The organism is Candidatus Parakkermansia intestinigallinarum, from assembly GCF_944389695.1.
Lineage (GTDB): Bacteria > Verrucomicrobiota > Verrucomicrobiia > Verrucomicrobiales > Akkermansiaceae > Akkermansia > Akkermansia intestinigallinarum.
The window spans coordinates 80,332-105,373 of record NZ_CALXNG010000003.1 but is presented as its reverse complement, the minus strand read 5'-3'; the positions used below and the strand labels follow the sequence as shown (position 1 = coordinate 105,373).

Sequence of the window (25,042 nt, the reverse complement as noted above, 5' to 3'; positions counted from 1 at the left end):
CGTGTTGGGCGATTCTCTCGGGCTGGCATTCCGACTGGGGGAGCAGAACTCCCGACACGGTTGCGGCACAGCGACGGATTCTCACCGTCTTCCCCATCTATTTCCTGCGGCATCCCGCCGCCTCCCGAAAGAGCCTCCGCGGCAGATCGGCCGACGGAAAGCGGCGCGATTAAACCATATCGGCGCGGGGGATTCAAGCCTTTTTCGCCCGAGAAGCGCGATGTGAGCGACTCCGCGAGCGGAGAAACCTTGACGCCGCCCCTTCCGCCTGCTATGATAGCGCAATCATGAGAGTCGTAGAAGCCCGCATCGAAATCCCCATGGGGAGCCGCAACAAGTATGAGGTCGATCCGAAGACGGGACGCATCAAGCTTGATCGCGTCCTTTACTCCTCGGTGTATTACCCGGCTGAGTACGGCTTCGTTGAAAAGACGCTTTACCTCGACGGTGATCCGCTGGACATCCTCGTGTTCACCTCCTCGCCGACCTTTCCCGGCTGTTATGTCGACTGCCGCATCATCGGCGGGATGGACATGATAGACGGCGGACAGCCCGATGTGAAGATTCTGGCCGTCAACGTCGGCGATCCGCGCTACGACCACGTGCAGTCCATTGCCGATCTCGCGCCGCACTACCTGCAGGAGATTCACAATTTCTTCTCGACCTACAAGACGCTCCAGAACAAGGTGACCGAGGTCGGCGAGTTCTTCGGTGTCTTCAAGGCCAACAATATCATCGACGAAGCCGTCGCACGCTACGAGGCGCAGCAAGCGCAGCAGCCGCGGCCCTGAGGCCGACGCTGACCCGACGCTGACCCGCCTGTTATCGACTCGCGTTGCGGGGGGCTTCCGACCCCGAGGGCGGGGAGGGGCTTTTGACTCGCGGGCGGTGCGCGGCGGGGAAGGGATTCGCTTGGCGTCGGGGGCTCCGTCAGTCGGGGAGTTTCAACAAGTCGCGGGCGTGGGCCTCGGCGCTTGCGCCGCTCATGCCCAGCATGCGCATGAGCTCCGAGACGCGGGCGTCGCCCTCGACCTCGCGCAGCCGCGACACCGTGCGCCCGTCCTGCACCTCTTTGCTGATCAGGTAGTGGTGGTTGGCCAGCGCCGCCACCTGCGGGAAGTGCGTGATGGCGATGACTTGGTGATCTCGCCCCAGCTCGCGCATCTTGAGCCCCACGGCGCGGGCAATCTCGCCGCCGACGTTCGCGTCGATTTCGTCAAAAATCAGCAGAGGCGTGTCATCCTGCTTCGCCAGCGCACTCTTCAGGGCGAGCATCACGCGTGCCAGTTCGCCGCTGGAGGCTATCAGCCGCAGAGGTTTGAGCGGCTCGCCCGGGTTGGGACCGAAGAGAAAATCGACCGCCTCGGCACCCTGCGGGCCGGGTTCATCAAGCGGCTGCAGCTGCACCTCAAAGAGCGACTGCCTGAAGCCCAAGTGCCGCGCATGCTCCAAAAACTCCCGCTGCAGCGGCCCTGCCGCTCGGCGGCGTGCGGCACTCAGCGCTCCGGCTGCCTTCACGAGCTCATCGTGGCGTGCCCGCTCGCGCTCCGCCAGCTCGCGCAGGCGCTCATCGCGGTTATCGGCCTCATCGAGGCGCCTGCGGCACGCCTCACCATGGGCTTGAATGGACTCCCAATCCTGACCGTATTTGCGGCGCAGCGAATCAAGCAGCGCGATGCGAGCCTCGAGCTCCGCGAGCTCGGCGGGATCCGAGCAGAGCTCGTCGGCGTAGGTTTGAAGCGACTGCCCCACATCCTCGAGCTCGTCGATCATGCCCTCGAGCGGCGCCAGCCAGCGCGACGTCGCGGCATCGAGGCGCTCGAGGTCGCGCCCGCAGCGCACCAAGCGTCGCAGCGTTGCCAGCAGGGATGACTCATCGCCATCGACCATCTGCACCATCGGCAACACCGTATCGCGGAGTCGCGAAGCATTGCGGGCTCGCTGCCAGCGCTCCTCAAGCCCGGACACCTCCTGCGCCGTAAACCCGGCCGACTCAATCTCCTCAACTTGGTGGCGGAGAAAATCGAGCTCGCGTTCATTGGCCATCTCACTCTCCAGCAGCTCGCGATGCGCCTGACGCGCCGCGGCCCACAGGCGATAAGCCGAATGGTAGGCATCGAGCTGCGCGGCATCCTCGGCAAAGGCATCGAGCAGGCAGAGCTGGCGCTGCTGCGACGTCAGGGAGCGGTGCGCCTCGGGGTGGTGCATATCGACCAGCCCGCCGGCCACCTCGCGCAGCAGATGCTGCGTCACCGGGCAGTTGTTGATAAACTGGCGATTGCCCGTCGCCGTGATCACGCGGCGAATCAGCAATTCGCCGTCTTCACAGCCGCTCACACCCGCCGCTTCGAGCTTCGCGTTGAGCTCATCCGTCGCCGGCAGGTGAAAAATCGCCTCGATACTGCACTGCGACTCGCCGTTGCGAATCATCGACTTGTCCGCCCTCTCCCCCATCACTAGGGCGATGCCGCCCATGATGACCGACTTGCCCGCACCCGTCTCACCCGTCACGCCGAGAAAGCCGGAACCGGGTTCCCACACCAGTTCATCGACCAGAGCCAGGTTGCGGATCTTGAGCAGAGCGAGCATATTTTGCTTTCAGTATCGCGCGAATTATGGCATAATCCGCCGCGAAAGTACACCCCAAAATCTTCAGGCATGAACGTTCTTTTTCTCGGCACAGGCACGTCCACCGGGGTACCCGTCATCGGCTGCGACTGCGCCGTCTGCCGCTCGGAGAACCCGCGCAACAAGCGCCTGCGCTCGTCGGTGCTGGTGCGCACGGCTGAGACGACCTTGCTCATAGACTCGGGACCCGACCTGCGCGCTCAGGCTCTGCGGCACGGACTCACGGCCATAGACGCCGTCATCTACACCCACGAGCACCTCGACCACACCACCGGCTTTGACGAGATGCGCGCCTTCGGCTGGAAAACCGAGGCGCGGCTGCCGCTCTACGCCGGCACGCAATGCCTCGAGCGCCTGCGTGCCATGTTTACTTGGGCCTTCTCTCCGCAAAACACGTATCGCGGGTACATCCGTCCGGATGCCCGAGACCACGGCGGGCGCCCCTTCGAGATCGGCGACATCAGCGTGACCCCCGTTCCCGTCGAGCACGCGACGGTGGAGACCTACGGCTACGTCTTTCGCGCCGACGGACGCAGCTTCGGCTACGTGCCCGACATTAAACGCTTGCCGGAGGCATCCGCCCCGCTGCTCAGGGGCCTCGACGCTCTCGCGATGGACGGACTCTGCTTCCCCGAGCACCACACGCACCTCACCGTCGATCAGAACATTGCCCTCATGCGCGAGCTCGCACCGACGCGCGGCTACGTCACCCACAGCGGGCACAGGCTCGACTTCGACGAGTTGGCGGCATACCTGCCCGACTTCATGAGCCCGGCCTATGACGGCCTGCTCATCGAGCCCTGACGGCAGGAAGCTTGCCCCGAATCACGGCAACACCAAGCGCCGACGAACACCCGCCGGCGCTTGGTATCGTTGAACGGCGCTTGCTCCCGATCGGGAGCTCAGACCTTTTCAATGCACACCACGCCGCGATCGTAGGCGGTGATGCGCGCGCGGTCTCCGTTGGCAAAGCCGGCTCGGCAGGACTCGTCCACGGCCCAGAGCTCGTCAAGAACGCGCAGGTACATCTCCTCGCCCTCGCCGATGACCGTTCCGGTTTGCCCCACAAGAGCCTCGGCGGCTTCTCGCGACAAGCTCGAATGGCCGAAGCAAAGCTTCATCACCCACGGCCGCACGATTTTAGCCCAGCAGAGGTAATAAAACGCCACGCCCAGCGCCGCGTAGATGATGAAAACGAGCACCGACCACTGCAGCGGAGCCCCGGTCATCCAAGTGCCCCACGCAGCGAAAATCGCCAGCGACGCATACGACAAAAACTCCGTGCAGGTGAAAATATCAATGACGAGCAGCGTCAGCGCCACGGCCAGAAACCAGTGCAGAAAGTCAGCGCTGAGGCCGACATCGGCGAGCATCTCCATCATGGCTCAGAGACGTTGACGGATGCGGGCAGATTGGCGGGCAGGTAGACCTTGGCGTTCGTGGTATGCGAGATCGTCTCGTAGCCCTCGAGCGTCTGACGGTTGAGCAGCATGCGGACGGCCTCCTGTGCGCCGACGACCGGAGCCAGCGCCGCCAGATAGGCCTTGTCGGCTTCTGCCCGAAGAGACATGGCTTGGGCGTGCCCCTCGGCGCGGATGACCTCTGCCTGCTTGTCCGCCTCCGCCAGCCGGATGCGGGCGTTGCTCTCGCCGTCGGCCTCGGCTCGGATCGCCCGACTGCGGCGTTCCGCCTCGATAATCTGGCGCATGGCCGCCGCCGTGTCCTTGTCCGTCGTCATCTCCTGAATCTCGACGGCCGTCAGGCTGACGCCCCAGCGCGAGAAGGTCGGTGCAATGGCTCGGGTGATTTTTTCCGAGAGCGCGGCTCGGCCCGAAAGAACGGCGTCGAGTTCCATCGTGCCGATGGTTGAGCGAACCTCGTTGAGAACGGACTCCACCAGTGCGCGATGCAGGTTGTCGACGTCGTAGACCGCCTTGATGGGGTCGACGATGCGCCAGCGTATGGTGCAGCTGACCTCGACGTTCGCATTGTCCTTGGTCGTGCAGGTGCGCCCGTTTTCACATGTGATCTGCTCGGACAGCTGGATGAAAATGCCCTCCTTGTTGGTTTGATTGCCCCAGAGAGGGCTGACGTCTTTGGGTGACTGAATCAGGGGAAGGCGGAAGTTGAGGCCGCTCTTCTTGACGGATTGCGGCTTGCCGAACATTTCAATGATGCAGCAATGCCCTTGCGGAACGGAAAAGATAAACATGGGATGAGAGGTTGCCGTTGGTGCCGATCGCTCGGTTCGCCGATTCAGCGAACGAGGCTTGTCGCCGTATGTTATCTTTTTTTACGCCCCGATGCAAGGAAAATGACGCGTGCCGCATCTTTGCGGCGGGGAAGGGGCGGGAGAGCGGCGAGGCCTGCGGGGCAATCGGCGGGATTGAGTCGATTGAGGGGATTGAGGGGATTGAGGAGGATTGAGGGGGACCGCGTTTGCGGCACCGCGGAGGAGCGTCGTCTGCCCGACCTCGCTAACTGTTTCTGAATGCAGGCCGCTCCGGCCGTGTCTGATTGTCGCAGCTGCACCTTCAACATGATCAGAAAAATAGGACGCATACTCGAAGACGCTTGGGTGTATCTCGGCTCCCTGGCGGCGATGGCTCTTCTCGTCGGGGTGCTGGGTATGGGGATTTATCATATGATGACTTGGCGGGAGGATCGCGGACACATCGAGTGCTTCAGGGGCGCCGTGAACACGCCCGACGCCTCCCTGCCCGTGGGGCTCTCTCCGCTGCCCGACAGCGTGGCCGACAGCGGCGAGACCGCCCACATTCGCTTCGAGTACGCAGACGACGGGAGACTGCGGCGTCTGGCCTACGTCGATGCCTCCGGTGAGGTGACACCAATGCCCGGCAGCCGCGTGGCCGAGCAGCGTATACGCTACGATGACAAGGGACGCGTGAGCTGCAAGGCGAATTACGACGGAGCCGGCGAACCCGCAGCGGACGCCGCGGGAGTGGCAAGCCGCCATTTCTTTTACGATGAGCGCGGCAACTGCGTGCGCACGGAACTGCGGGATGCCGACGGGGCTCTGGTGTGTGCGCGGCTCCCCGGTTATGCCGTCGCAACAACCCGCTACGACGAGCGGAATCGCCCCTTGGTGACGGCCTATCTCAACGAGAAGGAGCAGCCGACCGTCAACGCGCTGGGGGAGAGCCGGGTAGAGTATGCCTATGACGAAACGGCGCACGAGATGCAGCGCCGCAACTATGTCGGCGAGGCTCTGGCGGTGAATCGCTTGGGCTACGCCATCGAGAAGCACACGATGAGCGACGGCAATCGACTGCTGCGCGTCGAGTGGCTCGATGCCCAACAGCAGCCGGTTTACAACGCGTCAGCGGGAGCCGCCGTCGTATGCACCAAGCGCTCGCCGGGAGGGGCCGACACTCTTGAGCTTTACGGCGGGTGCGACGGCGCATTGCGGGGCTGTGAACCCGTCTGCGCCGCGCGTCTGGTGCACTGCGACCTCAAGGGTCGCCCGGAGTGGGAGCGCTATCAGAATGCGGAGGGAAGACCGCAGATGAATGAGGCTCTGGGGTATGCGGAGCGGCACTGCCGCTACCGCGAAGACGGAGCGCTGGCCAGCGAGACTTTCCTCGACGCCGGCGGGCATCCGGCATCCTGCGCCGAACGGCATTACCCGCTTCACCGTGCTGATGAGGCGCCGATGGTGCTCACCTTGCACCGCGACGGCCGCACGGCACTGCGACCGCTGGAGCCCGCCCAGCAGCTCGGAAGATGGCAACACTCGCAAGGAGGCTCGCTGCGCCCTCATCTCCGGCTTCTCCTTGCCGGAGCGATGGCCTGCGGCACATGCCCGTGAGCGGCTCTTTCCGCTGTCGGCAGCGCGGCGCGCAAGCCCGGCGGCAAGGCGCTGAGCTTTGACTTGCCAGGAGTCGACTCATTGTGTAGAATCCCCGAGTCTTACGATTCATGCCGACGCCGGATTCAGCCTTGCCCCGAGAAGAGAGTCCCGCTTTTCTCTCGGAACAGATTGTGACATACTTGGGCAACAAACGCGCCTTGCTCCCCTTCATCGACGCGTCGGTGAAGGCCATCCGCGAGCGCCTCGGAGGGCAATCCTTGCGTGCGGCCGATTTGTTTTCCGGCTCGGGAATCGTCGCACGCTATCTCAAACAGCACTGCCGGCTCCTCATCGCCAATGATCTCGAGTCTTATGCAGCCTGCGTCAACCGCTGCTACCTGACCAATGCCGAGACGGTGGATCGCCGCGAACTCGAGGCCGATCTGGAGCGCCTGCGGGAGCGAAGCGCCGAGCTGATGCCCGAGGGCGGCCCCGTGTCGGAGCTCTACGCCCCGGCGGATGACGCGCACATCGCGCCGGGAGAACGCGTGTTTTTCACGCGGCGCAACGCCCTTTTCATCGATGCGGCACGCCGAGCCATCGACGAACTGCCCGCCTCCCGGCGCGATTTTTTCCTCGCGCCGCTGCTTTACGGCGCCTCGGTACACAACAACACGGCAGGCGTCTTCAAGGGCTTTTACAAGAATCGCCGCGGCATCGGGCAGTTCGGCGGCGAGAATCGGCAAGCGCTTTCGCGCATCACGGGCGATATTGAGCTGATGTTGCCGATCTTCTCGCGCTTCAGCTGCGAATGCCGGGTCGAGCAAGGCGACGCCGGCTCGCTGGCGGCGCGCTTGCCGCAACTCGATCTCTGTTACCTTGACCCGCCCTACAACCAGCATCCCTACGGCTCCAATTATTTTATGCTCAACCTAATAGCCGAGCATCGCCGCCCGTCGGAAATCTCTCGGGTTTCGGGCATTCCGGCGGATTGGAATCGTTCGGCTTACAATTCTCCGGCGCGGGCGCGCGAGTCGCTCTTCCGTTTAGTCGAGCAATGCCCGGCGAAGTACCTGCTCATCTCCTACAACTCGGAGGGCTTCATCGGTCGCGAGGAATTGACGGACTTTCTCGGCAAACTCGGGCGCGTCGCATGCCGAGAGACCCCCTACAACGCCTTCCGGGGCAGCCGCAACCTGCGCTCCCGGCCTCTGCGTGTTCGCGAATATCTCTTCGTTCTGGAACGGAGCTGAGGGGAAAGCCGCGCCGGACTCAGACCTGATCCTCCGGCAGAGCCTCAGCCGCAAAGCAGCGGCGCGTCGTCACGTAGATAAACACGAGACCGACGACGACGGCCATGCTGCCGTAGAGTAAAAAGGTCGGCGTGCTGCAGGGATTGCTGACCGCCGAGGAGAGGTACATGACCAGCAGGTTGCCGAGTGTGGAGGTGAGATACCAGAAGCTCAGCACGATGCTCTTCATATTTTTGCCGGCAGCCGTGTAGGCGTATTCGAGGCCGGTGGTGCTCACGAGAATCTCGGAAGTGGTGAGAATGAGGTAGGGGAGGCATTGCCAGAGGATGCTCAGCTGAGCGCCGTGCTCAAGCTGCGTCTGAATGCCGGCGACGGCGAAATACGAGACGCCGGCCAGCACGATGCCGACACCCATGCGCTTGAGCGGAGCGCCCCACTTGCCGATGCGCGGGTAGATGAGCAGCGTGACAAGCGGCACGAGAATCATCACGAAAAGGGGATTGATGCTTTGAATCTCCTCGGCTCCGAAGCGCCATTCACGGCCAAAGAGGCCGAATTGCAGAGGCGTCATGCGATCCCCTTGGAGCACCCAGCTCGACATCGTTTGGTCGAAAAGGCTCCAGAAGGGGATAATCATCAGAAAGACAATGAGCACGCGAAACATGTTGCGCGCTTCGATCCGCCGTTCGCGGCTGTAGTGCGCCTCCAGCTCGGCGCGTTTGCAGTAGAGCATGCTGCCGGCCGTGCCGAAGAAACCGCTGAGGCGGAAGCTGGCCGCAAGCCTCAAGCCCGCCAGCACCAAAGCCGCCACAAACAACAGAAGCATGATCAGACCGCAGAAAGACGCCGCCGCTGCACCCAGCCCGCTGAGCAGCGCCATCTTCTCTGCCCCCGTGTAGACCCACCAGCCCAGCAGGACGACGATGGGGGCAATGACGATGAAGGCAGCGATGCAGAGAGCCGTGTCCGTCGCCTTGCTCACCTTCTGAGCCCCGTAGCGCTCGCAGGCGCGGGCCCTCCCCAGAAAGAGCCGAGTGGCAAGAGCCGGCAGAAACTCCGGCTGCGTGGGCTTTTTGTGCTGATAGTGCCGGCGCCCGCACCAGAAGATGAAGGTGGCGATGGCCATGAAGATGCCGGGTATCCCGAAGGCCCAACCGTAACCGAGGCTTTGCCGCGCCCACGGTACGACGAGGAAGGAGAAGAAGGAGCCGAGGTTGATGGACCAGTAGAAGGCGGCGTAGATGCGCGTCATCACGACGGAATCCTTCATGCCCTCGACCTGATCACCCACAAAGGCTGAAACGCAGGGTTTGATGCCGCCGGCACCGACGGCAATGATGAACAGACCGGTGAAGAGGATGGTCCTCTTGGTGTCGATATCACCCGTCAGATCGGCCAGCGCGAGCACACCGTGCCCGATGCAGTAGAAGAGCGAGACGTAGAGAATGGTGTGGTAACGCCCCAGAAAACGGTCGGCGACCCAAGCCCCGAGCATGGGCAGAATGTAGATGAGCGCAATGAAGAGGTGCGAGACCGCCATGGCGTCCTTCTCGCTCATCAGCAGCATCGACGTCATGTAAAGCGTCAGAATACTGCGCATGCCGTAAAAGCTGAACCGCTCACAGGCCTCATTGCCTACGATGTATTTAGTCTGGGGAGGCAGGCTGCGCGCCATGGTGATTCAGCTTGTGCGGGTGGGTGACCTGTGTCGGACGGGAAGGGATGGGGGAAGGAGATGTGCGGCCGGGCGGCCGGGCATTTCGGCGCGAACGATCAGTCTCTGCCGGAGGCGTTTTCGGAGAGCTTCAGCTCGTAACGCTGGTAGGCGCTCAGCAGCCAGTCGCGAATGAGCATCTGCTTGAGCGACGAATTGGCCTGCATCGAGAAAATCATGCGCGAGGTGCGGTACGCATCGTCATCGGTGACCGTGCGCGACGTGACGATGGCGAGGCTGGCGCCTTCCTCCGAGATCTGAGGTTCCGCGACCTTGTTGGAAGGCACCGACAGCAGCGTCTCCATGGTATAACCCGTCGGCAGCGTGCTCCGCGACTGAAGAGAGCAGGGGCCGAAGTCGCTCACCTGTCCGCCCATCGCATGAGCCATGGTGAAGGCGGCGTCGCCTTGGCCCTCGGCCAGCGCCTTGTCCAAAGCCTCCCGGAGCTCGTTGCCTGCCTTGGTAATCGCACTGAGCTCGTTTTGCTTGCGCAGGTCCGTGAGCGCCTTCTCACGAGCCTCCTCGTAGCTCAACACAGTAGGAGCATCGACAGCCTCGACGCGCATGATAATACTCTTGCCCTCGTGGCTGAAGGGACCGCACAGCTGGCTCATGCGCGCCAAGCCCTCGGTATTACCGGCAGCGAGAGCCTTTTCGTAGTCGGCGAGCGCCGGTGCATTGCCGGGCTTGACAGAGGTGAATGCCAGCTGCCCGAGCGTGGCTTGTCCGCCGCCGGCGACGGGCACCTCAAGCTTGAGAGCCTCGGGCAGCTCGCCCAACGTGCAGATCGGCAAGGTTTCCTTCGCGAAGCTGAAAGGCGGGTTTTCCGGACTCTCGGCATTGCTTTGCAGAATAGTCTCAAGACCGCGGCCGGCGCTTTCATGCACCTGCATCATCACCTGGCTGGTGACGTTATTGTTCATCGAACCGCTCTTGGCCGTGAGCGTGTAGACCGTCACAATGCGGCGCTCATCAGTCTTGTAATTATCCTTGTTCAGCTCCCAGAAAGCCTTAATTTGCTCCTCCGTAGGCTCGGCGGGCGCCTCGACGGCCGAAGCCGGAAGCCACACTCTCTTGCCCGAGAAGTTCTGAAAGAGAACATCCGTGATCAGCATCTGCGTCGACGGATGGGTGCTCAGGCTGCCCGTGTGCAGCTCGCAGAGCGCATTCCACGTGATAATATCGGCCACCAGCTCGCGGAAAGCGCGCTCCTGCGAGGTGCTGTGATCCGCCTCGCGCCCGCTGAGTTGGTTGTAGCGTTGCTCGCTGAACTGCCCGTTCTCCATGAGGCAGGGCAGCTGGTGCAGGTAGGCGTCAATCTGCTCGCGGCTCGGGCGCAGACCGAGCTCCTCGCCCTCGCGGCGGATGATGGCGCGGGTGATGGCCACATTCGTCTCGGCGCGCTTGGTGGGCGCCATGCTCCAGAGCTGCAGCGTCATCTGCAACTGCGCGCGAGAGAGCACGAGCGGCGAATCGGCATTGCTCTCATACCAAGCCTCCATGGCAGCCGCCTCGTCGTCGTCAATCTTCTGATTCTTGTTCTTGTCAAAGGCATTGCGCACCATGTTATCGCAGGCGTAAATCATGCGGCTGAGGCCGGCGCTGCCGCCTTCCCCGAGATTCAGATAGTCCTCGTAGCTGTAGTTGGTATCGCCGACCTTGAAGTAGTAATCGCGCGAGAAAAGGGAACTGTTGCCGGCGTAGTCCATCACGATGAGGCCGGTACCGACGCCGGCGATGGCAATGAGAACGATGACGGAATTGCGGCGGATGAAGTCAAGAATGTTCATGGCGTAACGAATGACGACCCCGATTCGGGCGGGGGAAGGTAACGCGCACTATTGTACCTGAAAATCACGCCCTTGCAAGTCCAAAAGAACCCACGACGTGTCATTCGCCGAGGGCGTCAGTAGAAGAAGAGCCCCTGCCATCGGGGCTCCTTCATTCAGCCCCTCTCCTCAGAGCACACCCTCATCGCCGGTATCATAGAGGCTGAGTCGCAGAAAGCCTACGGCACTTTCCGCCGCGCGAAGCGGCGCGGATAGCAGAGGCTGCACCTTGAATCGCCGCATCACCAGCCCGTCTTGCGACAGACCGAGAACCATTATGCGCCGCATACCCTCGGAACCTCTTGAGCAAACATACATGCAGCCATAAATCAAAAGAGGACCTCATACAGCAATTGACAAAGCAGCCCGCATCAACCCGCCGGCGGCAGAGACAGCGCATCATCCTCCCCCACCGGAATCACCAGCACCGGCGCCTCCTGAGGCGCCTGAGACCCCTCGTGCAGCAAACGCGCCCGCACCCGAATCTCCCCCGGCACATCCCCCACGCGAATCAGCAGCGGCGCAGACCCCCACTCCACCTGACGCGGAGCCCCATCCACCGCCACCCCGGCACCCTCCACCGAAAACTGCACCCAATCATTGCTCAAACGCTTCACCGACCCCGCATCATCCGTCACCTCCGCCACCACCGGCACCAGAGACGACCCATCCGCCCGCAAATCCGGCAAAGACGCATCCACCCGCAGCCGCAAGCGAGACGGGCGGCGCGCCGGGCGCACCACATCGCGGCACACCACCTTACCGTCAATCAGCCCCTCCGCCACCATCACATCCTCAGCCAACTTCCGCTTGCGCGTCACAGCCCCTTACTGCGCTGGAACTCCCAAGCACCCTCAAACACCACCGGCAAATAACCGCCCAAATGCTGCCCCACCTCAACACCGTCAACAAACACCCGGCAGCGCCCCATCACCCCCTCAAAATAAAGCAACTGGCGGCGGCCCTCCTCACCCTTCGGCAACTCGAACGTGCGGCGATACCAAGCCGGCCCCTGATAATTGCGACCGCCGCTGGCCTCAGCCGGCAGCACACCATCCACGGAATGCGGCAGCGTCACCCGCTCGCGGAACGCATCCGCCGCCGGCGGATTCTTCCCGCCGCGCACAAAATCCCAGCCCTCATTCAAGCGATAACAGCGGCGCCCAGGCGCCTGCGCATCACCCCCATCCGGCGCCCCGGCCACCGTCAAATGCTCCGCCCGCACCACCGCCGGCGACGGCTCCGTCCCATTCGTGAGCCCTGCCGCCGGCGCAGCCGCCCCCTGAGCCATCACCAACGAGCCCCCCGCGCCCAGCACGGCCATGCTGAAAGAGAGTAAAAGAGACCTCATACGCTCCTACCCCTACCACAAACATAGGCCCGCTGTCAAGCCCGGAGAAGAGAGCCGCAGGGCACACGAGGGGATCAAGAACCATGTTTTTGATCGAGAAGAAGAGAACGGAGAAGTGAAGTGAAGAACTTAACAGGTGGTATTGCCGCTATTGGGCAGATCGTCGATCCTTATAGAATGCGACGGGTATATTGAAACTGATATTGTTGTGAATTCGGAAAGTGTTCCTAAGGCGATTTCTTTTCTTCCATTTTTCACGCAGTTCTGATGAGTTCGTTTAATGTAAGTTGTTACAGAAGCCCCCGTCTTAAGATCTATACAGTCGTACTTCTTTTTAGGATCCCAATCCATATTCCTCATAATATTCTTTCTGAGAATCCCATATACCTCATCAGATAAGTTAACGAAAGGTTTACAGATGATCATATGTTTCTTTTCTGAAATTCTGGCTCTTACGATAGTTAGTTTAGAGGGTTTGTATTTTTTCTCACCTTTGTATCTTATAGATCTGCATATTGCTTCAGCTTGTCGCGTGCTCATTGCACAATGAGCTCCCAAGATGACACCGTATAATTTACGAGATAAAGATGTAGTATAAAAAGATCCATTTTCGTATTCAAGCCCTTCATCTAGCAAAAATCGGAATTCTCTTTCATAGCTCCAATCGAGCGGTTTGATGCTAAGAAGATCTTTTATGAGTTTTTCCGATGCTAATAAGTTGCCATTTGGATTTTTTACAATATAGTTTTTGAATTTTAATCTGTCTTTTGAATATATAACTGGAAAAAAGATATAATCTTTTTCTATGTCCAACAGAGATTTGAATCTAAAGACTAGGCATACTCCTTTATGCGAATCTGCATAATGGCCCCACATTAACAGAGAAGAACAGTTTGATGACATGCAGACTGCTGGATGGAAAGAGTCTCTCGTACGTTCGTACCAGAATGATTTGAAATCAAGAATATCTATCTTATCATTGCTATCCTTGACATCATCAGTATCAAACGACGGCAATATTTCTAGCGGGTCGTTGCTGTGACCAAGTTGCGTGACCTTAATTCTTACTACATTATTATTGATTATTTTAGCGAGATTCTCTGCTCTTGTATAATAAAACAAATAAAAGTAACCGTTTTTATCTGGGTTCAGGATCGACGTCATATCTCAACCAAGGAAAATAATTCAGATGTTGACACAAATATTTTTTTATAATGGTATATTCTTAAGCAATAAACAAGAGATACATAGGAACTGTTTATGTGCAAGAAAATCATATTAAGAATATTTATGTGATATTTCTATCCAGAGTGATTTAATCTTAAATGAGACTTCGACAATGCGCTTTTGCTCATCCAGAGGAGGGATTGGAATAAGTAACGAATTTAGCTGTGCAGCATTCGCGCGTGGCATTTTAACGCCATATGACAAGCTATTGATCTGATAAAGATATTCTGGTGAGATTAAAATAGCCTTCAGATATTCAGGTATACTTTGGGCAAATAGTTTAACTGGCACTATTTCGGTTGTACAGTATCCGTCGTTATCTGCTATTACTACTTTGTTTAGATACGGGCGAAGCTTACTATACAAAAGCATCCCCTTGAAGAATCGATACTTGTTGCTCGAAGATTTGCGATCAGCTAGAGTAATGTGTTTTAAAACTCTCCCAGTTTGTGATTCAATGTCTTCCAAATCCAAGACCCACGTGTCAGAGGGAGCATCCTGCACGGAGGATGCCGGGATTCCTCCGTATTGGCAATAGTTCTCCAGCCTCACCCACTCCCAACTCTCGGGAATATCGAAGGGAATCTCGTCGGAGATGTCTTTTTCCGAGCCGTCGGGGAAGAGCTCGAAGATGCCGCCGGAGCGGCGCTCGATACGGCTCGACGGGCCGGCTTTGCGCTTGCCGGGCAGGGCGGCGCGCTCTTTTGCGATGCGCTCCAGCAGGGCCGAGGCGGGTTCCTCCTTCGGATCCTGCGCGACGAGCTTGCCCTCGATGGCCGCTTGCAGCAGCTGCTGCCTCAGGCTGGTGGGCGTTTCATGGAGGATGCGGCGCATGCGTCGGTGGCTTTCTCGCAGGATGTCCAGTTGTTTCAGTTGGCGCTCTAAGGCGTCGACGATGCGGTGTTGCTCTTGAAGGGGGGGAAGAGGAATGAGGGTTTTGCCGAATTCCGTTCCCGATATTTCTGCAAAAGTTGTACCCGAAGCTCTATGTTTGATATCATCAGTTAAGGCGATGAGAGAATAGTATACATAGTCTGACAGGCCATCGTAGTTAAAAGCAACCGATTTGAAGCCTTGATTCGTGTACAATGCGGTTTCAGCTATTGCAACGTAACCTATAGGCGCTCGACTTGAAAAAACAACTGAGCCGGGCGGCAATTCCTTTGCAGACGATTTGAGTACACCTTTAGGTGAAATATACTTGCTCCCGTGCGATACGTATTTCCCTCTAAGATCTCTCATGTCCGCCGGTGTAATCCACGGGACCCCGCCATCCCACAATGAAGGGTCAGAAGTCGAAGGTGTCCCTCCGCCGACAATTGTACCCATCGAGGAAAGCCTCACCCACTCCCAGCTGCTGGGGATCTCAAAGGGCAGTTCATCATCGATGCAGACGGGCGTAGAGCCGTCCACGCTCTCGTAGAAATGCCCGTCGCGGCGCTCGATGCGCGAGCTTGATTTGGGCTTTTTGATCTTTTTCTCGCGGATCAGCCGGCTGCGCTCGGCGGCGATGCGTTCCAGCAGGGCCGAGGTGGGCTCTTCCCCGTCGTTCTGGTCGACGAGCTCACCGCGGATGGCGGCATCGAGCAGCTTTTTGCGCAGGGCGTCGATGATGGCTTCGATGCGGTCGCTCATGCCTCGGGGGTGTCGTTGAGGTTCAGCAGTTTCTCGAGCTCGGAGAAGGCGGCCTGTTCGCGTTGCAGCTCTTCGCGCAGCATGTGCATCAGGTCTTCGATGCTGCCCTCGATGCTCTCCTCTTCGTCCTTGAGCCATTTGAGATCGAGCGAGCTTTTGTCTCGCGCCAGAATCTCCTCGCGGGTGAAGCAGCGCCAGCGCTCGTCTTGCACCGCGCGGCGGTCGGCTGCTTCGTAGGCTTGGACGAAGCCGGCGTAGTGCTCCTCCGTCATCGGGTTTGTCTTGCCGAAGCGCGGCATGTTGGTGCGCAGATCGTAGACCCAGACTTCCCGCGTGTTGCCGCTGTCTTTCTGCCCGCGCGTGAAGAAGAGCACGTTTGTCTTGACGCCCTGAGCGTAGAAGATGCCCGAGGGCAGGCGCAGGATGGTGTGCAGGTTGCACTTCTCCATCAGGTCGCGGCGAATGCGCTCGCCGTCGTTGTCCGCAAAGAGGACGTTGTCGGGCACGACGACGGCGGCGCGCGCTTTCCCCGTCGGGCGCAGGCTGCGGTAGATGTGTTGCAGGAAGTTGAGCTGCTTGTTGCTGGTGGGGTAGGTGAGGTCGTCTCGCGTGGCGCGCTCGCCGCCGCGCTTGGTGCCGAAGGGCGGGTTGGTGAGCACGACGTCGTAGTTGCGCAGTTTTTTGCCGTCGTTGGAGAGGGTGTCGGCGTTGAGAATCTCGCCGTCCAGCCCGTGCAGCATGGCGTTCATGAGGGCCAGGCGGTGGGTGTCTTTGACGAGCTCGCAGCCCGTGAAGGCTTCCCGGATTTCAAAGAGAGATTCGTCTTCGCTGAGGCTGAAGAAGTCATCGCTGTGCTCGCGCACGTATTGCGCGGCGGCGATCATGAAGCCGAAGGTGCCGCAGGCGGGGTCATTGCAGCGTTCGCCGGGCTGGGGTTTGATGAGTCGGGTGATGACGTTGATGAGGGGGCGCGGGGTGAAGTATTGGCCGGCGCCGGATTTTTTCTCATTGGCGTTTTTCTCCAGCAGTCCTTCGTAGAGGTTGCCGAGGCCTTCTTCTCGCGCGGAGTACCAGTCGAGCGCGTCGATGGTGCTGATGATTTTCTCGAGGTTGGCGGGTTCGGCGATCTGGGAGACGGCGCCGCTGTAGATGGCTTGCAGGTGCTTGCTGCCTTCGCGCCCGAGGCGCTCGAGCAGGGCTTTGTAGCCGCTTTTGAGTTCGGTGCCGCTGAGGGCGGTGAGGGTGTCCCAGCGGCAGTCGGGGGGGATGTGCTCTTCGGTGCCGGTTTCTTTGGCCATTTTGAGGAAGAGCAGGTAGGTGAGCTCGGTGACGTACTGGTGGTAGGTGATGCCGTCGTCGCGCAGGACGTTGCAGAGGTTCCAGAGTTTGGAGACGATTTCCTGGGTGGTCATGCTGTGCGTTCGCTGTGGTAGAGGTATTGGTTCAGTTCGGTGATGAGGGCATCGAGTTTGCCGTCAAAGATTTGGTTGAGGCGCCTGAAGCCGCCGTTCTGGCGGAAGCGCTGTTCTTCGTCGAAGGTGCCTCGGGTGAGGACGCTTTCGTTGATGAGGTATTTTTCGATGCGCTCCAGCCAGTTGAGCTCGGTTTTGTTGAAGTTGTGGGCTTGCCGCAGTTTTGCGATGGCGCGGCTGATGCGCTCGCGGTGGTTTTGCAGGGGGATGCCCATGGCTTGCTGCCGGATGATGCTGATGATGTCTGCGGCGATGTCGGCGTTGCTCAGCTGTGAGAGGGCGGTGTTGAGTTGCTGCTCGGTGTAGCCGGCGCGGGCGAGTTCTCGCTCGAGCGATTTGAGGGCTTGGCGCGTGAGGTCGGCGGGTTTGGTGCAGATGAGGTTCAGCGCGGTGATTTTGTCTCGGTTCTCGCGGATGAAGCGGGTGAAGGCTTGCAGGTAGTCTTCTGCATCCATGGTGCCGCTGCCGAAGCCGCGGCTGTGCCGAAGCTCGCCGTCGGGCTTGTCGGAGATGAGGGTGGGGACGCCGCGCAGGTGCACTTGGTCGAGCCACACGAAGAGGGGGCGGTGGCTCAGGAGGGTTTCTTTGGCTTCGCGGGGCGGCTGGTTGCGCAGGCTTTCAATGAAGGCGGCGGGGTGGCTGCCTTCGGTGTGGTCGGCAAAGTGGCTGTTGAAGCTGCGGCGCTCGGCTTCGGTGACGCGCAGGATTTTGCGGCGGAGTTTGACGATGATGTGGCTGATGTGTTCGCTGATGAGCTCGGGGTCGCTCAGGGTGTTGAGTCCGTCGATGAGTTCGGTGAAGCTGTGGCCGGGGCTCGCGCCGATGGGCTGCATGGTGTCGACCTGCTGCATGGCTTCGCAGACGCCGACGCAGTCGTAGATGTCGAAGTGGTCTTTGTTGATTTCCGGGCAGAGGCGGGTGGCCCGGCCTTTCATCTGCTCGAAGAGGATGCGTGATTTGACGCGCCTCAGGAAGACGAGTTTGGTGATGGAGGGGACGTCGACGCCGGTGGTCAGCAGGTCGACGGTGACGACGATGGAGGGGTATTCTTCGTTCTTGAAGCGCCGGATGGCTTCGCGGATGCGCTCGCGGCTTCCGTTGGCGACGCTGCCGGTGATTTTGAGGATGGCGCGGCTGTCGACGCCCTGCGGGGCGTAGATGTCTCGCAGGATGTTGACGATGAGGTCTGCGTGTTTGTCGTTGACGGCGAAGATGAGGGTTTTGCCCTGGGTTTTGGAGGCCTCGGGGTCGATGTCTCGGGCGACTTCGCGCAGGACTTCGCGGTTGAAGGCTTCGGTGATGACTCGGCGGTTGAATTGATCGACGTCGTAGTTGATTTCGTCGGCGATTTCCCAGTGCTTGACTTCTTCGCCGGCGTAGTAGCCGGAGACGTCTTCGCCCGGTTCAAAGCGGATGCCGTCGCGGCTGAGTTTGGTTGTGATGAGGTGCGGGGCGTCGTGGTCGACGAGGTAGCCGTCGAGGACGGCTTCGGCGTAGGAGTAGATGAAGACGGGCGCGCCGAAGATTTGTGTGGTGTGCAGGGCGGGGGTGGCGGTGAGGCCGATTTTGACGGCGTCGAAGTAGTCGATGACGCTGCGGTATTTGCTCTGGTAGTCGCGCTGGTCGCTGAAGAAGAGCTCGGCTTGGCTCATTTCCTTGTCGAGGATGTAGCCGCGGTGGGCTTCGTCGACGATGATGAGGTCGTAGTCGCTGACGGCGGGTTTTCTCTCGTCGTCTGCGGCGTAGAGCAGGCGCTTGACGAGGCCTTGGACGGTGGAGATGTGGATGCGGGTTTCGCGCTCGGCGAGGGTTTCGCTGAGGCCTTTGATGTTGTAGATGGCGTCGAGGGTCAGGAGGTCTTCGAGGCGCACTTCGCGGAAGACGTCGAGGGCTTGTTCGCCGAGTTCCGTTCTGTCGACGAGGAAGAGGATGCGGCGAAAGCGCTCGCTTTTCAGGAAGCGGTAGATCATGCCGAGCACGGTGCGCGTTTTGCCGGTGCCGGTGGCCATGGCCAGCAGGATGCTGCGGCGCCCGTCGATGATGGCTTGCTCGGCGGCGTTGATGGCTTTGAGCTGGTAGGGGCGCAGGTTGAGGCCTGCGGGGTCTGTGAGGAGGTCTCGCGGCAGGGTTTCGAGGCGCTGGTTTTTGTCGGCGATGTTTTCGCTGAGCTTGTGCAGGAGGCCTTCGGGGCTCATCCAGCCGTGCAGGGCGTCCGGGGTGTTGCTGTCTCGGCGCAGATCCAGCCACCAGATGCCGGAGTGGGTTCTGAGTTGTTCGCTGTAGGCTCTCCCGTTGGTGGAGAAGATGAAGGGGACGCGGTATGCTCCCCAGCTTCCGGAGCTGTATTTGAGGTCTTCAGGGCGCAGGCTGCGGGCGTATTCCCGCCCTTGGTAGTCGAGCTCGGCGGTGATGTCTTTCCCCCATTTCTTGGCTTCGATGAGGCCGACGAGCTGCTCGCCGATGAAGAGGGCGTAGTCGGCGAAGCCTCCGCTGACGATGTCGGAGTTCACGGGCCATTCGGCGATGGCGATGTTGCGCCCCGGGCTCGGGCGGGTGCCGAGGGCATAGCGCAGCTTGGCGGTGTCGGCCTCCCAGCCGACTTGCCGCAGCTGGCTGTCGATGAGGGCACGCGTCTGCTTTTCACTCAGCTCGCCGGGGGCGGAGGGTGTGTCAAAGCCGGGGGTGTCGGGGTCTGTGTTCACGGGCGGGCCGGGGGCAAATCCTGCCGAGCTTATGATAGCACGGATGCGCCGCCCGTGCAAGGGGGTAAAACGGTGAGATGCAGCCCACCGCAGTGCTTTTTCTCCGCGGGGCGCTTGCTGCGCTCAAGTTAGGCCGAACTCACGGTGCTGCGCGGGCAAGGTGCCCCGCACTCGGGAAGCGCACTCAGGGCTGCGGAGCGGGGGCCGTCGGGGCAGTTGGGGCGCTTGGGGCGCTGGGGGTGGGGGTGCTGCGGCGGAGGTGCAGGATTTGCACGGCGTTGTCGGTGGGGCTGACGGGGATGAGGTTGCCGGGCCGGTTTTTGAGGCGCAGGTAGTGGGTGCCGCTGCGCGGGAGTTGGAGGGTGGCGAGTTTGCGGATGTCGTCGGTGGGGCCGGGGAGGGGGGCTTCGTCGATGAGGTTCCCCTTGTCGTCGATGAGTTGGATGATGGTGGGGCTCGCGGGGCGCGGCAGCAGTTCGACCATGAGTTTTTGTTTGGCGGGTTCTTGGCCGTTTTGCTCGCTCCAGGCGCGCGCGAGGCGGATGTAGCGGTCGGTGACGTCGATGGCGGGGATGCGGCTGTCGCGGTTCCAGACGGCGGGGAAGTAGTGCCCGGTGGGTTCGGCGGTGGCGGCCCAGATGCGTTGGGCGGGGTCGCGCGGGTCGATCATGGAGAGGTAGTCCATGACCCAAGGGGTGTTGAAGTCTTGCTCATTGAACTCGATCATGTGCCATTCGCCGTCAAACCAGGCTTCGACCCAGGTGTGGTTGCCGCGGATGTGGTTCCAGGTGAGCAGGCCGACGGCGCGCGCGGGGATGCCGACGGAACGCAGGGCGCAGATGAGCAGGATGCTTTGCCCGGTGCAGGAGACTTTTTTTTCTTCGAGCGCTTCCAGAGCACTCATGCAGGGGTGGCGCCGCTCGGGTGAGTAGATGACGCCCGTGGCTTTCGTCATGTTGGCGGCGATGGTGAGGACGGCTTCGCGCGCTGTTCGGCAGTTGCGGACGAGGGGCTTGAAGATGGCTTCGACGGTGGGGCGCCAGTTGCCGCGCTTTTCGTCAAAGACGGTGTCGGGGGTGAGGGCGTTGCGGACGATGTCTTCGGGGGCGCTGTTGCTCCACGGGTATTCGTCTGCGGCGCAGCAGAGGGTGATGAGGGGGAGGCTGAGCAGGGGGCAGAGGCTGTGGCGCAGCAGGCTGTTCATGGTGTCGGTTGGGGGGGAGGGAAAGGGGAGAGAGGGGGGGGCGGAGTGGGGGAGTGCGGGGGCGCGGGCTCGGGGCGTCAGCGGGGCGTCTCAGCGCGGGGCGGGGGGATGCTTGTTCCGCGGCTCAGAGGACGTCGCCGTAGAGGGTGAAGCCGGTGCATTCACGGATGCGGACGGGGACGATGCTGCCGATGGCGGCGTGCCCGTGCTCGATGATGACGGGTTTGTTCTGCGAGCTGCGGCCTTGGAGGCGGTCGGGGTTGGTTTTGCTGGGGCCTTCGACGAGGATGCTTTGGTCGCTGCCGACGAGGGCCATGTTGCGCTCGGTGGCGATGCGGTTGACGGTTTCGAGGAGGTCGTGGTTGCGCTCTTCTTTGACGCGCAGGCAGATTTGGTTGGCCATGGCGGCGGCGGGGGTGTCGCGCCGCGGGGAGTATTGGAAGATGAAGGCGTTGTCGAAGCGGACGTGTTCGACGGCGGCTTTGGTGAGTTGGTAGTCTTCGTCGGTTTCGCCGGGGAAGCCGACGATGATGTCGGTGGTGATGGCGAGGTCGGGCCGGGCTTCGCGCATGGAGTCGCAGAGGCGCAGGTATTTTTCGTTTTTGTAGGGGCGGCGCATGAGGCTGAGGATGCGGTCGCTGCCGCTCTGCATGGGGAAGTGGATGTGGCTGCAGAGTTTGGGGAGGTAGGTGTAGGCTTTGACGAGGTCTTCGCGGAAGCCGATGGGGTGCGGGGAGGTGAAGCGCAGGCGTTCGAGGCCGTCGATGTCGCTGAGTTTTTCCAGCAGGCGTACGAAGGCGCTTTTGCCGTTGATGAGGGGTTGGTCTTTGCCGTAGCGGTTGACGATTTGCCCGAGGAGGGTGATTTCTCGCACGCCGTTTTGGACGAGTTGCCGGGCTTCGCACAGGATGTCTTCCATGGGGCGGCTGCATTCGCTGCCGCGGGTGCTGGGGACGATGCAGTAGGAGCATTTCATGTCGCAGCCCTGCATGACGGAGACGTAGGCGGTGCAGCTGTTGTGGACGGGGAGGTGGTCTCGAATGGCGTTTTGGAAGCCTTGCTCTTGCCCGACGGCGCAGATGTGGGCGCCTTTTTTCGGGGCGCCGGGTTCGGGCTGGCCGAGGCGGCTGCGCAGCAGGCGGTTGCTGTATTCAAAGACGTGGTGGTATTGCTGGGTGCCGGTGACGAGGTCGAGCCGCGGGATGTCGCGGAAGAGGCTTTTCCCGCGGCTTTGGCTCATGCAGCCCATGAAGCCGTAGACGACCCAGGGTTTGGCGTCGGGGCGCGCGCAGAGGAGGCCCATTTTGCCGAGGGCTTTGAGTTCTGCTTTTTCGCGGACGGAGCAGGTGTTGATGAGGATGATGTCGGCTTCGGCTTCGTTTTGGGTGAGTTGGTAGCCGTGGCTCAGAAACATGCTGGCGACTTGCTCGGTGTCGCGCTCGTTCATCTGGCAACCGTAGGTTTTGATGAGGACGCTGGGCATGAGGGGGCGTGTGCGGTGGGTGAGGCGTGTTTCTCGGGAGGGATGGAGCCGGGGAGGGGCGGCGGCGCTGCGGCACGGCGGGCGGCGCGGCGGGGCTCAGGCGTCGTAGATGGTGGGGTCGGGGATGTCGGCGGCGATGAAGGCGTTGCGGCGTTCGCGGCAGGTGCCGCAGAGGCCGCAGTGGTGTTCGCCGCCTTTATAGCAGGAGTAGGTGTGGGCGAAGTCGACGTCGAGCATGGCTCCGAGCTGGACGATTTCTTCTTTGCTGCTGTCGATGAAGGGGCGGACAATTTCGAGCTTGGCGTAGGTGCCGAGGTGGATGGCGAGGCTCATGGCCATCATGAATTCTTCGCGGCAGTCGGGGTAGAGGTCGTGGTCGCCCGAGTGCGCGGCGATCACGATGCCTTCGGCTCCTTTGCTCTCGGCGATGCCGGCGGCGATGGCGAGGAAGATGCCGTTGCGGAAGGGTACGACGGTTTGCTTCATGTTTTTGTCGGCGTACTCTTCGGTGGGAATGGCGTCCGCGCCGCTGAGGAGGGCACTGCTGAGGTGCTGTGCAATGGCTTGGATGTCGATTTCGATGTAGGGGACTTGGAGCTGCTCGGCTTGCCAGCGGGCGCAGGCGAGTTCCTGCTCGGCGTGGTTGCTGCCGTAGCGGAAGGAGAGGGCGCAGATGACTTCGTGCCGGGTTTTGGCCCAGTGGAGGGCGGTGACGGAGTCGAGGCCGCCCGAGAGGAGTACGGCGACTTTCATGTGGGGACGGTGCGTTTTTTCGGGGAAAAAAGAGGTGAAAAGCTGAGGAAATGAGGCGGGGTGGGGTGAGGTGGGGACGGGGCGGCTCAGTTGGGGCGATTCTCGGGCTTGTGCTCGGCGATCGTTGTCAGCCGGATGCCGCCGCGTGCCCCGAAGCGGCCCTCCACCTTCATCCATGCAGGGTCGATGGCGGCGACGAGGTCGTCGAGGATGCGGTTGACGATCTGCTCGTTGAAGGCGGGATAGTTGCGGTAGGAGGCCAGATAATACTTGAGGCTCTTGGTCTCAACGATTTTGGCGGCCGGGCTGTAGGTGATGGTCAGGTGGCAGCTGTCGGGCTGGCCGGTGACGGGGCAGAGCGACGAGAATTCGCTGGTGTTGAGCTCGATGACGTAGGGGCGCTGCGGGGAGCGGTTGGGGAAGGCTTCGAGTTTGGCGTCGTCGGGCGAGCTGAAGAAGGCCGAGTGTTTGCCCAGCAGGGTGAGATCAGCGTTGGGTGTGGTGTCCATTCCGGTGATGAGGGGTTCGGGGTGCCGTTGCTGCCGCCTCACGCTTTCGTGAGGCGGTATTCATTCTTGCCGTCTTTCATGGCCCAGCCGAGCTCGGCGAGTTTGGCTCGCAGCTCGTCGGCTTTGGCCCAGTTTTTCTCTTGTCGGGCGGCCCAGCGTTCTTCGGCGATGGCGCGGATGTCGTCGGGGACTTCGATTTGTGCATCGGGGTCAGGCAGTTGCAGGCCCAGCGCCTCGGTGATGAGGCGGAAGCTGCGCCGCAGGGCCTCGGCTTCGGCCGGCTTGAGTTCGGCGGCTTTGACGCTCTTGATGGCGCTGAAGACGTGGCCGAGGGCTTCGGGGGTGTTGAGATCGTCCTCCAGGCTGGCCCATGCCGGCGCGAAGATGCCGGGGTCGGGGCGATTTTTGAGGAGGTCTCGGTAGGTCGGTTCTTTGGCGGCGGGGCAGGCGGCCGCGAGCTCTTTGTCGAAGCGGCCGAGTTTGTTGAGCGCGGCGGTGGCGTCTTTGAGGCCGCTGAGGGTGAAGTTGAGCGGGCGGCGGTAGTAGGCGCCCGCCAGCACGTAGCGCAGGGCGGCAGGGCTGTAGCCCATGTCGCTGAGCTGGTCGAGGGTGTACATGTTGCCGAGGCTCTTGCTCATCTTGGCGCCGTCGACGAGCAGGTGCGTCACGTGGAACCAGTGGCGGGCACTCTCGCCGCCGCAGGCGCAGCGGCTCTGTGCAATCTCGTTTTCGTGGTGGGGGAAGATGAGGTCGACGCCGCCGGAATGCAGGTCAAAGGTGTCGCCGAGGTATTTGTGGCTCATCGCCGAGCATTCCAAGTGCCAGCCGGGGCGGCCTTCTCCCCAGGGCGAGGGCCAGTAGTTCGGGCCGTCCTCGGGGCGGCGCGCCTTCCAGAGGACGAAGTCTGCCACGCTGTCTTTTTCATACTCGTCGGCGTCGGCGCGGGTGTTGGCCGTTTTGCCGAGGTTGAGCTCTTGGCGATCGAGGTGCGCCAAGCGGCCGTAGTCGCTGTACGAGGAGATGCGGAAGTAGACGGAGCCGTCTTCACTGCGGTAGGCGTGCCCCTTCTCCATGAGTTTTTCGACGAGCTCGATCTGCTCTTTGATGTGGCCGACGGCGCTGGGTTCGACATGCGGAGGCAGGCAGTTGAGCGCCTTGCAGTCGGCGTGAAATTTCTCCGTCCAGACGGCGGTGTAGTCGGCCAGCGCCTGATGCTGAGCTTGGGAGTTGCGGATGGTCTTGTCGTCCACATCGGTGATGTTGCGCACATGCTTGGTGCGCAGCCCGCCCAGCTCGACGACGCGGCGAAACACATCCTGCACGACGAAGGTGCGGAAGTTGCCGATGTGGGCCGCCGCATACACGGTCGGTCCGCAACAGTAGAAGCGGAGTGTCTTTCCGTCTTCCGCCTGCACGAGCTTCAGAGCTCCCGACTGTGTATCGTATAAGTTCAACATAGCAGCGCCAGTAT

21 protein-coding genes and 1 riboswitch are annotated in these 25,042 nt (G+C 61.2%); of the genes, 4 read left to right on the top strand and 17 right to left on the bottom strand.

Annotated elements, in window-relative coordinates; translation table 11 throughout:
* Positions 1-3 precede the first annotated feature (3 nt).
* Positions 4-143, bottom strand: a riboswitch (cobalamin riboswitch).
* 144 nt (positions 144-287) lie between these two features.
* A complete protein-coding gene (locus tag AC6UAL_RS01655) occupies positions 288-791 on the top strand; it encodes an inorganic diphosphatase (RefSeq protein WP_500681613.1) in 504 nt (167 codons plus the stop codon).
* Positions 792-930: 139 nt separating this feature from the next.
* On the opposite strand, the gene recN is transcribed toward AC6UAL_RS01655, so the two are convergent.
* Positions 931-2,589, bottom strand: a complete 1,659-nt coding sequence (gene recN / locus AC6UAL_RS01650; RefSeq protein ID WP_500681612.1) for a DNA repair protein RecN — start codon at positions 2,587-2,589, stop codon at positions 931-933.
* A gap of 69 nt (positions 2,590-2,658) precedes the next feature.
* Here recN and AC6UAL_RS01645 point away from each other — a divergent pair, with 69 nt between their 5' ends.
* Entirely contained in the window at positions 2,659-3,432 is a 774-nt protein-coding gene (locus AC6UAL_RS01645; RefSeq protein WP_500681611.1) for an MBL fold metallo-hydrolase, read from the top strand.
* Positions 3,433-3,530: 98 nt separating this feature from the next.
* Here the strand turns inward: AC6UAL_RS01645 and AC6UAL_RS01640 are convergent, their stop codons facing one another.
* Positions 3,531-4,010, bottom strand: coding sequence for an NfeD family protein (locus AC6UAL_RS01640; protein ID WP_500681610.1), 480 nt, complete (start codon positions 4,008-4,010; stop codon positions 3,531-3,533).
* Positions 4,007-4,840: an SPFH domain-containing protein gene (locus AC6UAL_RS01635; RefSeq protein ID WP_500681609.1), complete on the bottom strand. Its 834-nt coding sequence runs from the start codon at positions 4,838-4,840 to the stop codon at positions 4,007-4,009. The genes AC6UAL_RS01640 and AC6UAL_RS01635 overlap by 4 nt, the downstream gene beginning before the upstream one ends.
* Before the next feature lie 327 nt (positions 4,841-5,167).
* On the opposite strand from AC6UAL_RS01635, the gene AC6UAL_RS01630 reads away from it, so the two are divergent.
* A complete protein-coding gene (locus AC6UAL_RS01630) occupies positions 5,168-6,457 on the top strand; it encodes a hypothetical protein (RefSeq protein ID WP_500681608.1) in 1,290 nt (429 codons plus the stop codon).
* 173 nt (positions 6,458-6,630) lie between these two features.
* On the top strand, positions 6,631-7,692 hold the full coding sequence (locus AC6UAL_RS01625) for a DNA adenine methylase (protein WP_500681607.1): 1,062 nt from the start codon (positions 6,631-6,633) through the stop codon (positions 7,690-7,692).
* Between the two features lie 19 nt (positions 7,693-7,711).
* Here AC6UAL_RS01625 and AC6UAL_RS01620 read toward each other — a convergent pair whose 3' ends face one another.
* The 14 genes from AC6UAL_RS01620 to cysS all read right to left on the bottom strand — a co-directional run bounded on the left by AC6UAL_RS01620 (position 7,712) and on the right by cysS (position 25,028).
* Complete coding sequence (locus AC6UAL_RS01620; protein ID WP_500681606.1) at positions 7,712-9,367, bottom strand: POT-type proton-dependent oligopeptide transporter; 1,656 nt, start codon at positions 9,365-9,367, stop codon at positions 7,712-7,714.
* Between the two features lie 98 nt (positions 9,368-9,465).
* Complete coding sequence (locus AC6UAL_RS01615) at positions 9,466-11,196, bottom strand: peptidylprolyl isomerase (protein ID WP_500681605.1); 1,731 nt, start codon at positions 11,194-11,196, stop codon at positions 9,466-9,468.
* Positions 11,197-11,364: 168 nt separating this feature from the next.
* Positions 11,365-11,511 (bottom strand): hypothetical protein, encoded by a 147-nt coding sequence (locus AC6UAL_RS01610; protein WP_500681604.1) that lies wholly within the window; start codon positions 11,509-11,511, stop codon positions 11,365-11,367.
* Positions 11,512-11,606: 95 nt separating this feature from the next.
* Positions 11,607-12,056, bottom strand: coding sequence for a hypothetical protein (locus tag AC6UAL_RS01605; protein WP_500681603.1), 450 nt, complete (start codon positions 12,054-12,056; stop codon positions 11,607-11,609).
* Entirely contained in the window at positions 12,053-12,586 is a 534-nt protein-coding gene (locus AC6UAL_RS01600) for a sugar-binding domain-containing protein (RefSeq protein ID WP_500681602.1), read from the bottom strand. Before AC6UAL_RS01600 ends, AC6UAL_RS01605 begins: the two co-directional genes overlap by 4 nt.
* Before the next feature lie 129 nt (positions 12,587-12,715).
* Complete coding sequence (locus tag AC6UAL_RS01595; RefSeq protein WP_500681601.1) at positions 12,716-13,750, bottom strand: DUF2971 domain-containing protein; 1,035 nt, start codon at positions 13,748-13,750, stop codon at positions 12,716-12,718.
* A gap of 114 nt (positions 13,751-13,864) precedes the next feature.
* A complete protein-coding gene (locus tag AC6UAL_RS01590; RefSeq protein WP_500681600.1) occupies positions 13,865-15,448 on the bottom strand; it encodes a restriction endonuclease subunit S in 1,584 nt (527 codons plus the stop codon).
* Entirely contained in the window at positions 15,445-16,860 is a 1,416-nt protein-coding gene (locus AC6UAL_RS01585) for a class I SAM-dependent DNA methyltransferase (protein ID WP_500681599.1), read from the bottom strand. Before AC6UAL_RS01585 ends, AC6UAL_RS01590 begins: the two co-directional genes overlap by 4 nt.
* Complete coding sequence (gene hsdR / locus AC6UAL_RS01580; RefSeq protein ID WP_500681598.1) at positions 16,857-19,622, bottom strand: type I restriction-modification system endonuclease; 2,766 nt, start codon at positions 19,620-19,622, stop codon at positions 16,857-16,859. The genes AC6UAL_RS01585 and hsdR overlap by 4 nt, the downstream gene beginning before the upstream one ends.
* A 184-nt stretch (positions 19,623-19,806) precedes the next feature.
* Entirely contained in the window at positions 19,807-20,826 is a 1,020-nt protein-coding gene (locus tag AC6UAL_RS01575) for a transglutaminase-like domain-containing protein (RefSeq protein ID WP_500681597.1), read from the bottom strand.
* A 124-nt stretch (positions 20,827-20,950) separates the two neighbouring features.
* A complete protein-coding gene (gene miaB, locus AC6UAL_RS01570) occupies positions 20,951-22,309 on the bottom strand; it encodes a tRNA (N6-isopentenyl adenosine(37)-C2)-methylthiotransferase MiaB (RefSeq protein ID WP_500681596.1) in 1,359 nt (452 codons plus the stop codon).
* Positions 22,310-22,405: 96 nt separating this feature from the next.
* Entirely contained in the window at positions 22,406-23,062 is a 657-nt protein-coding gene (gene queC, locus AC6UAL_RS01565; protein WP_500681595.1) for a 7-cyano-7-deazaguanine synthase QueC, read from the bottom strand.
* 86 nt (positions 23,063-23,148) lie between these two features.
* A complete protein-coding gene (gene queF, locus AC6UAL_RS01560; RefSeq protein ID WP_500681594.1) occupies positions 23,149-23,571 on the bottom strand; it encodes a preQ(1) synthase in 423 nt (140 codons plus the stop codon).
* A 38-nt stretch (positions 23,572-23,609) separates the two neighbouring features.
* Positions 23,610-25,028, bottom strand: a complete 1,419-nt coding sequence (gene cysS / locus AC6UAL_RS01555; RefSeq protein ID WP_500681593.1) for a cysteine--tRNA ligase — start codon at positions 25,026-25,028, stop codon at positions 23,610-23,612.
* Positions 25,029-25,042: the final 14 nt, after the last annotated feature.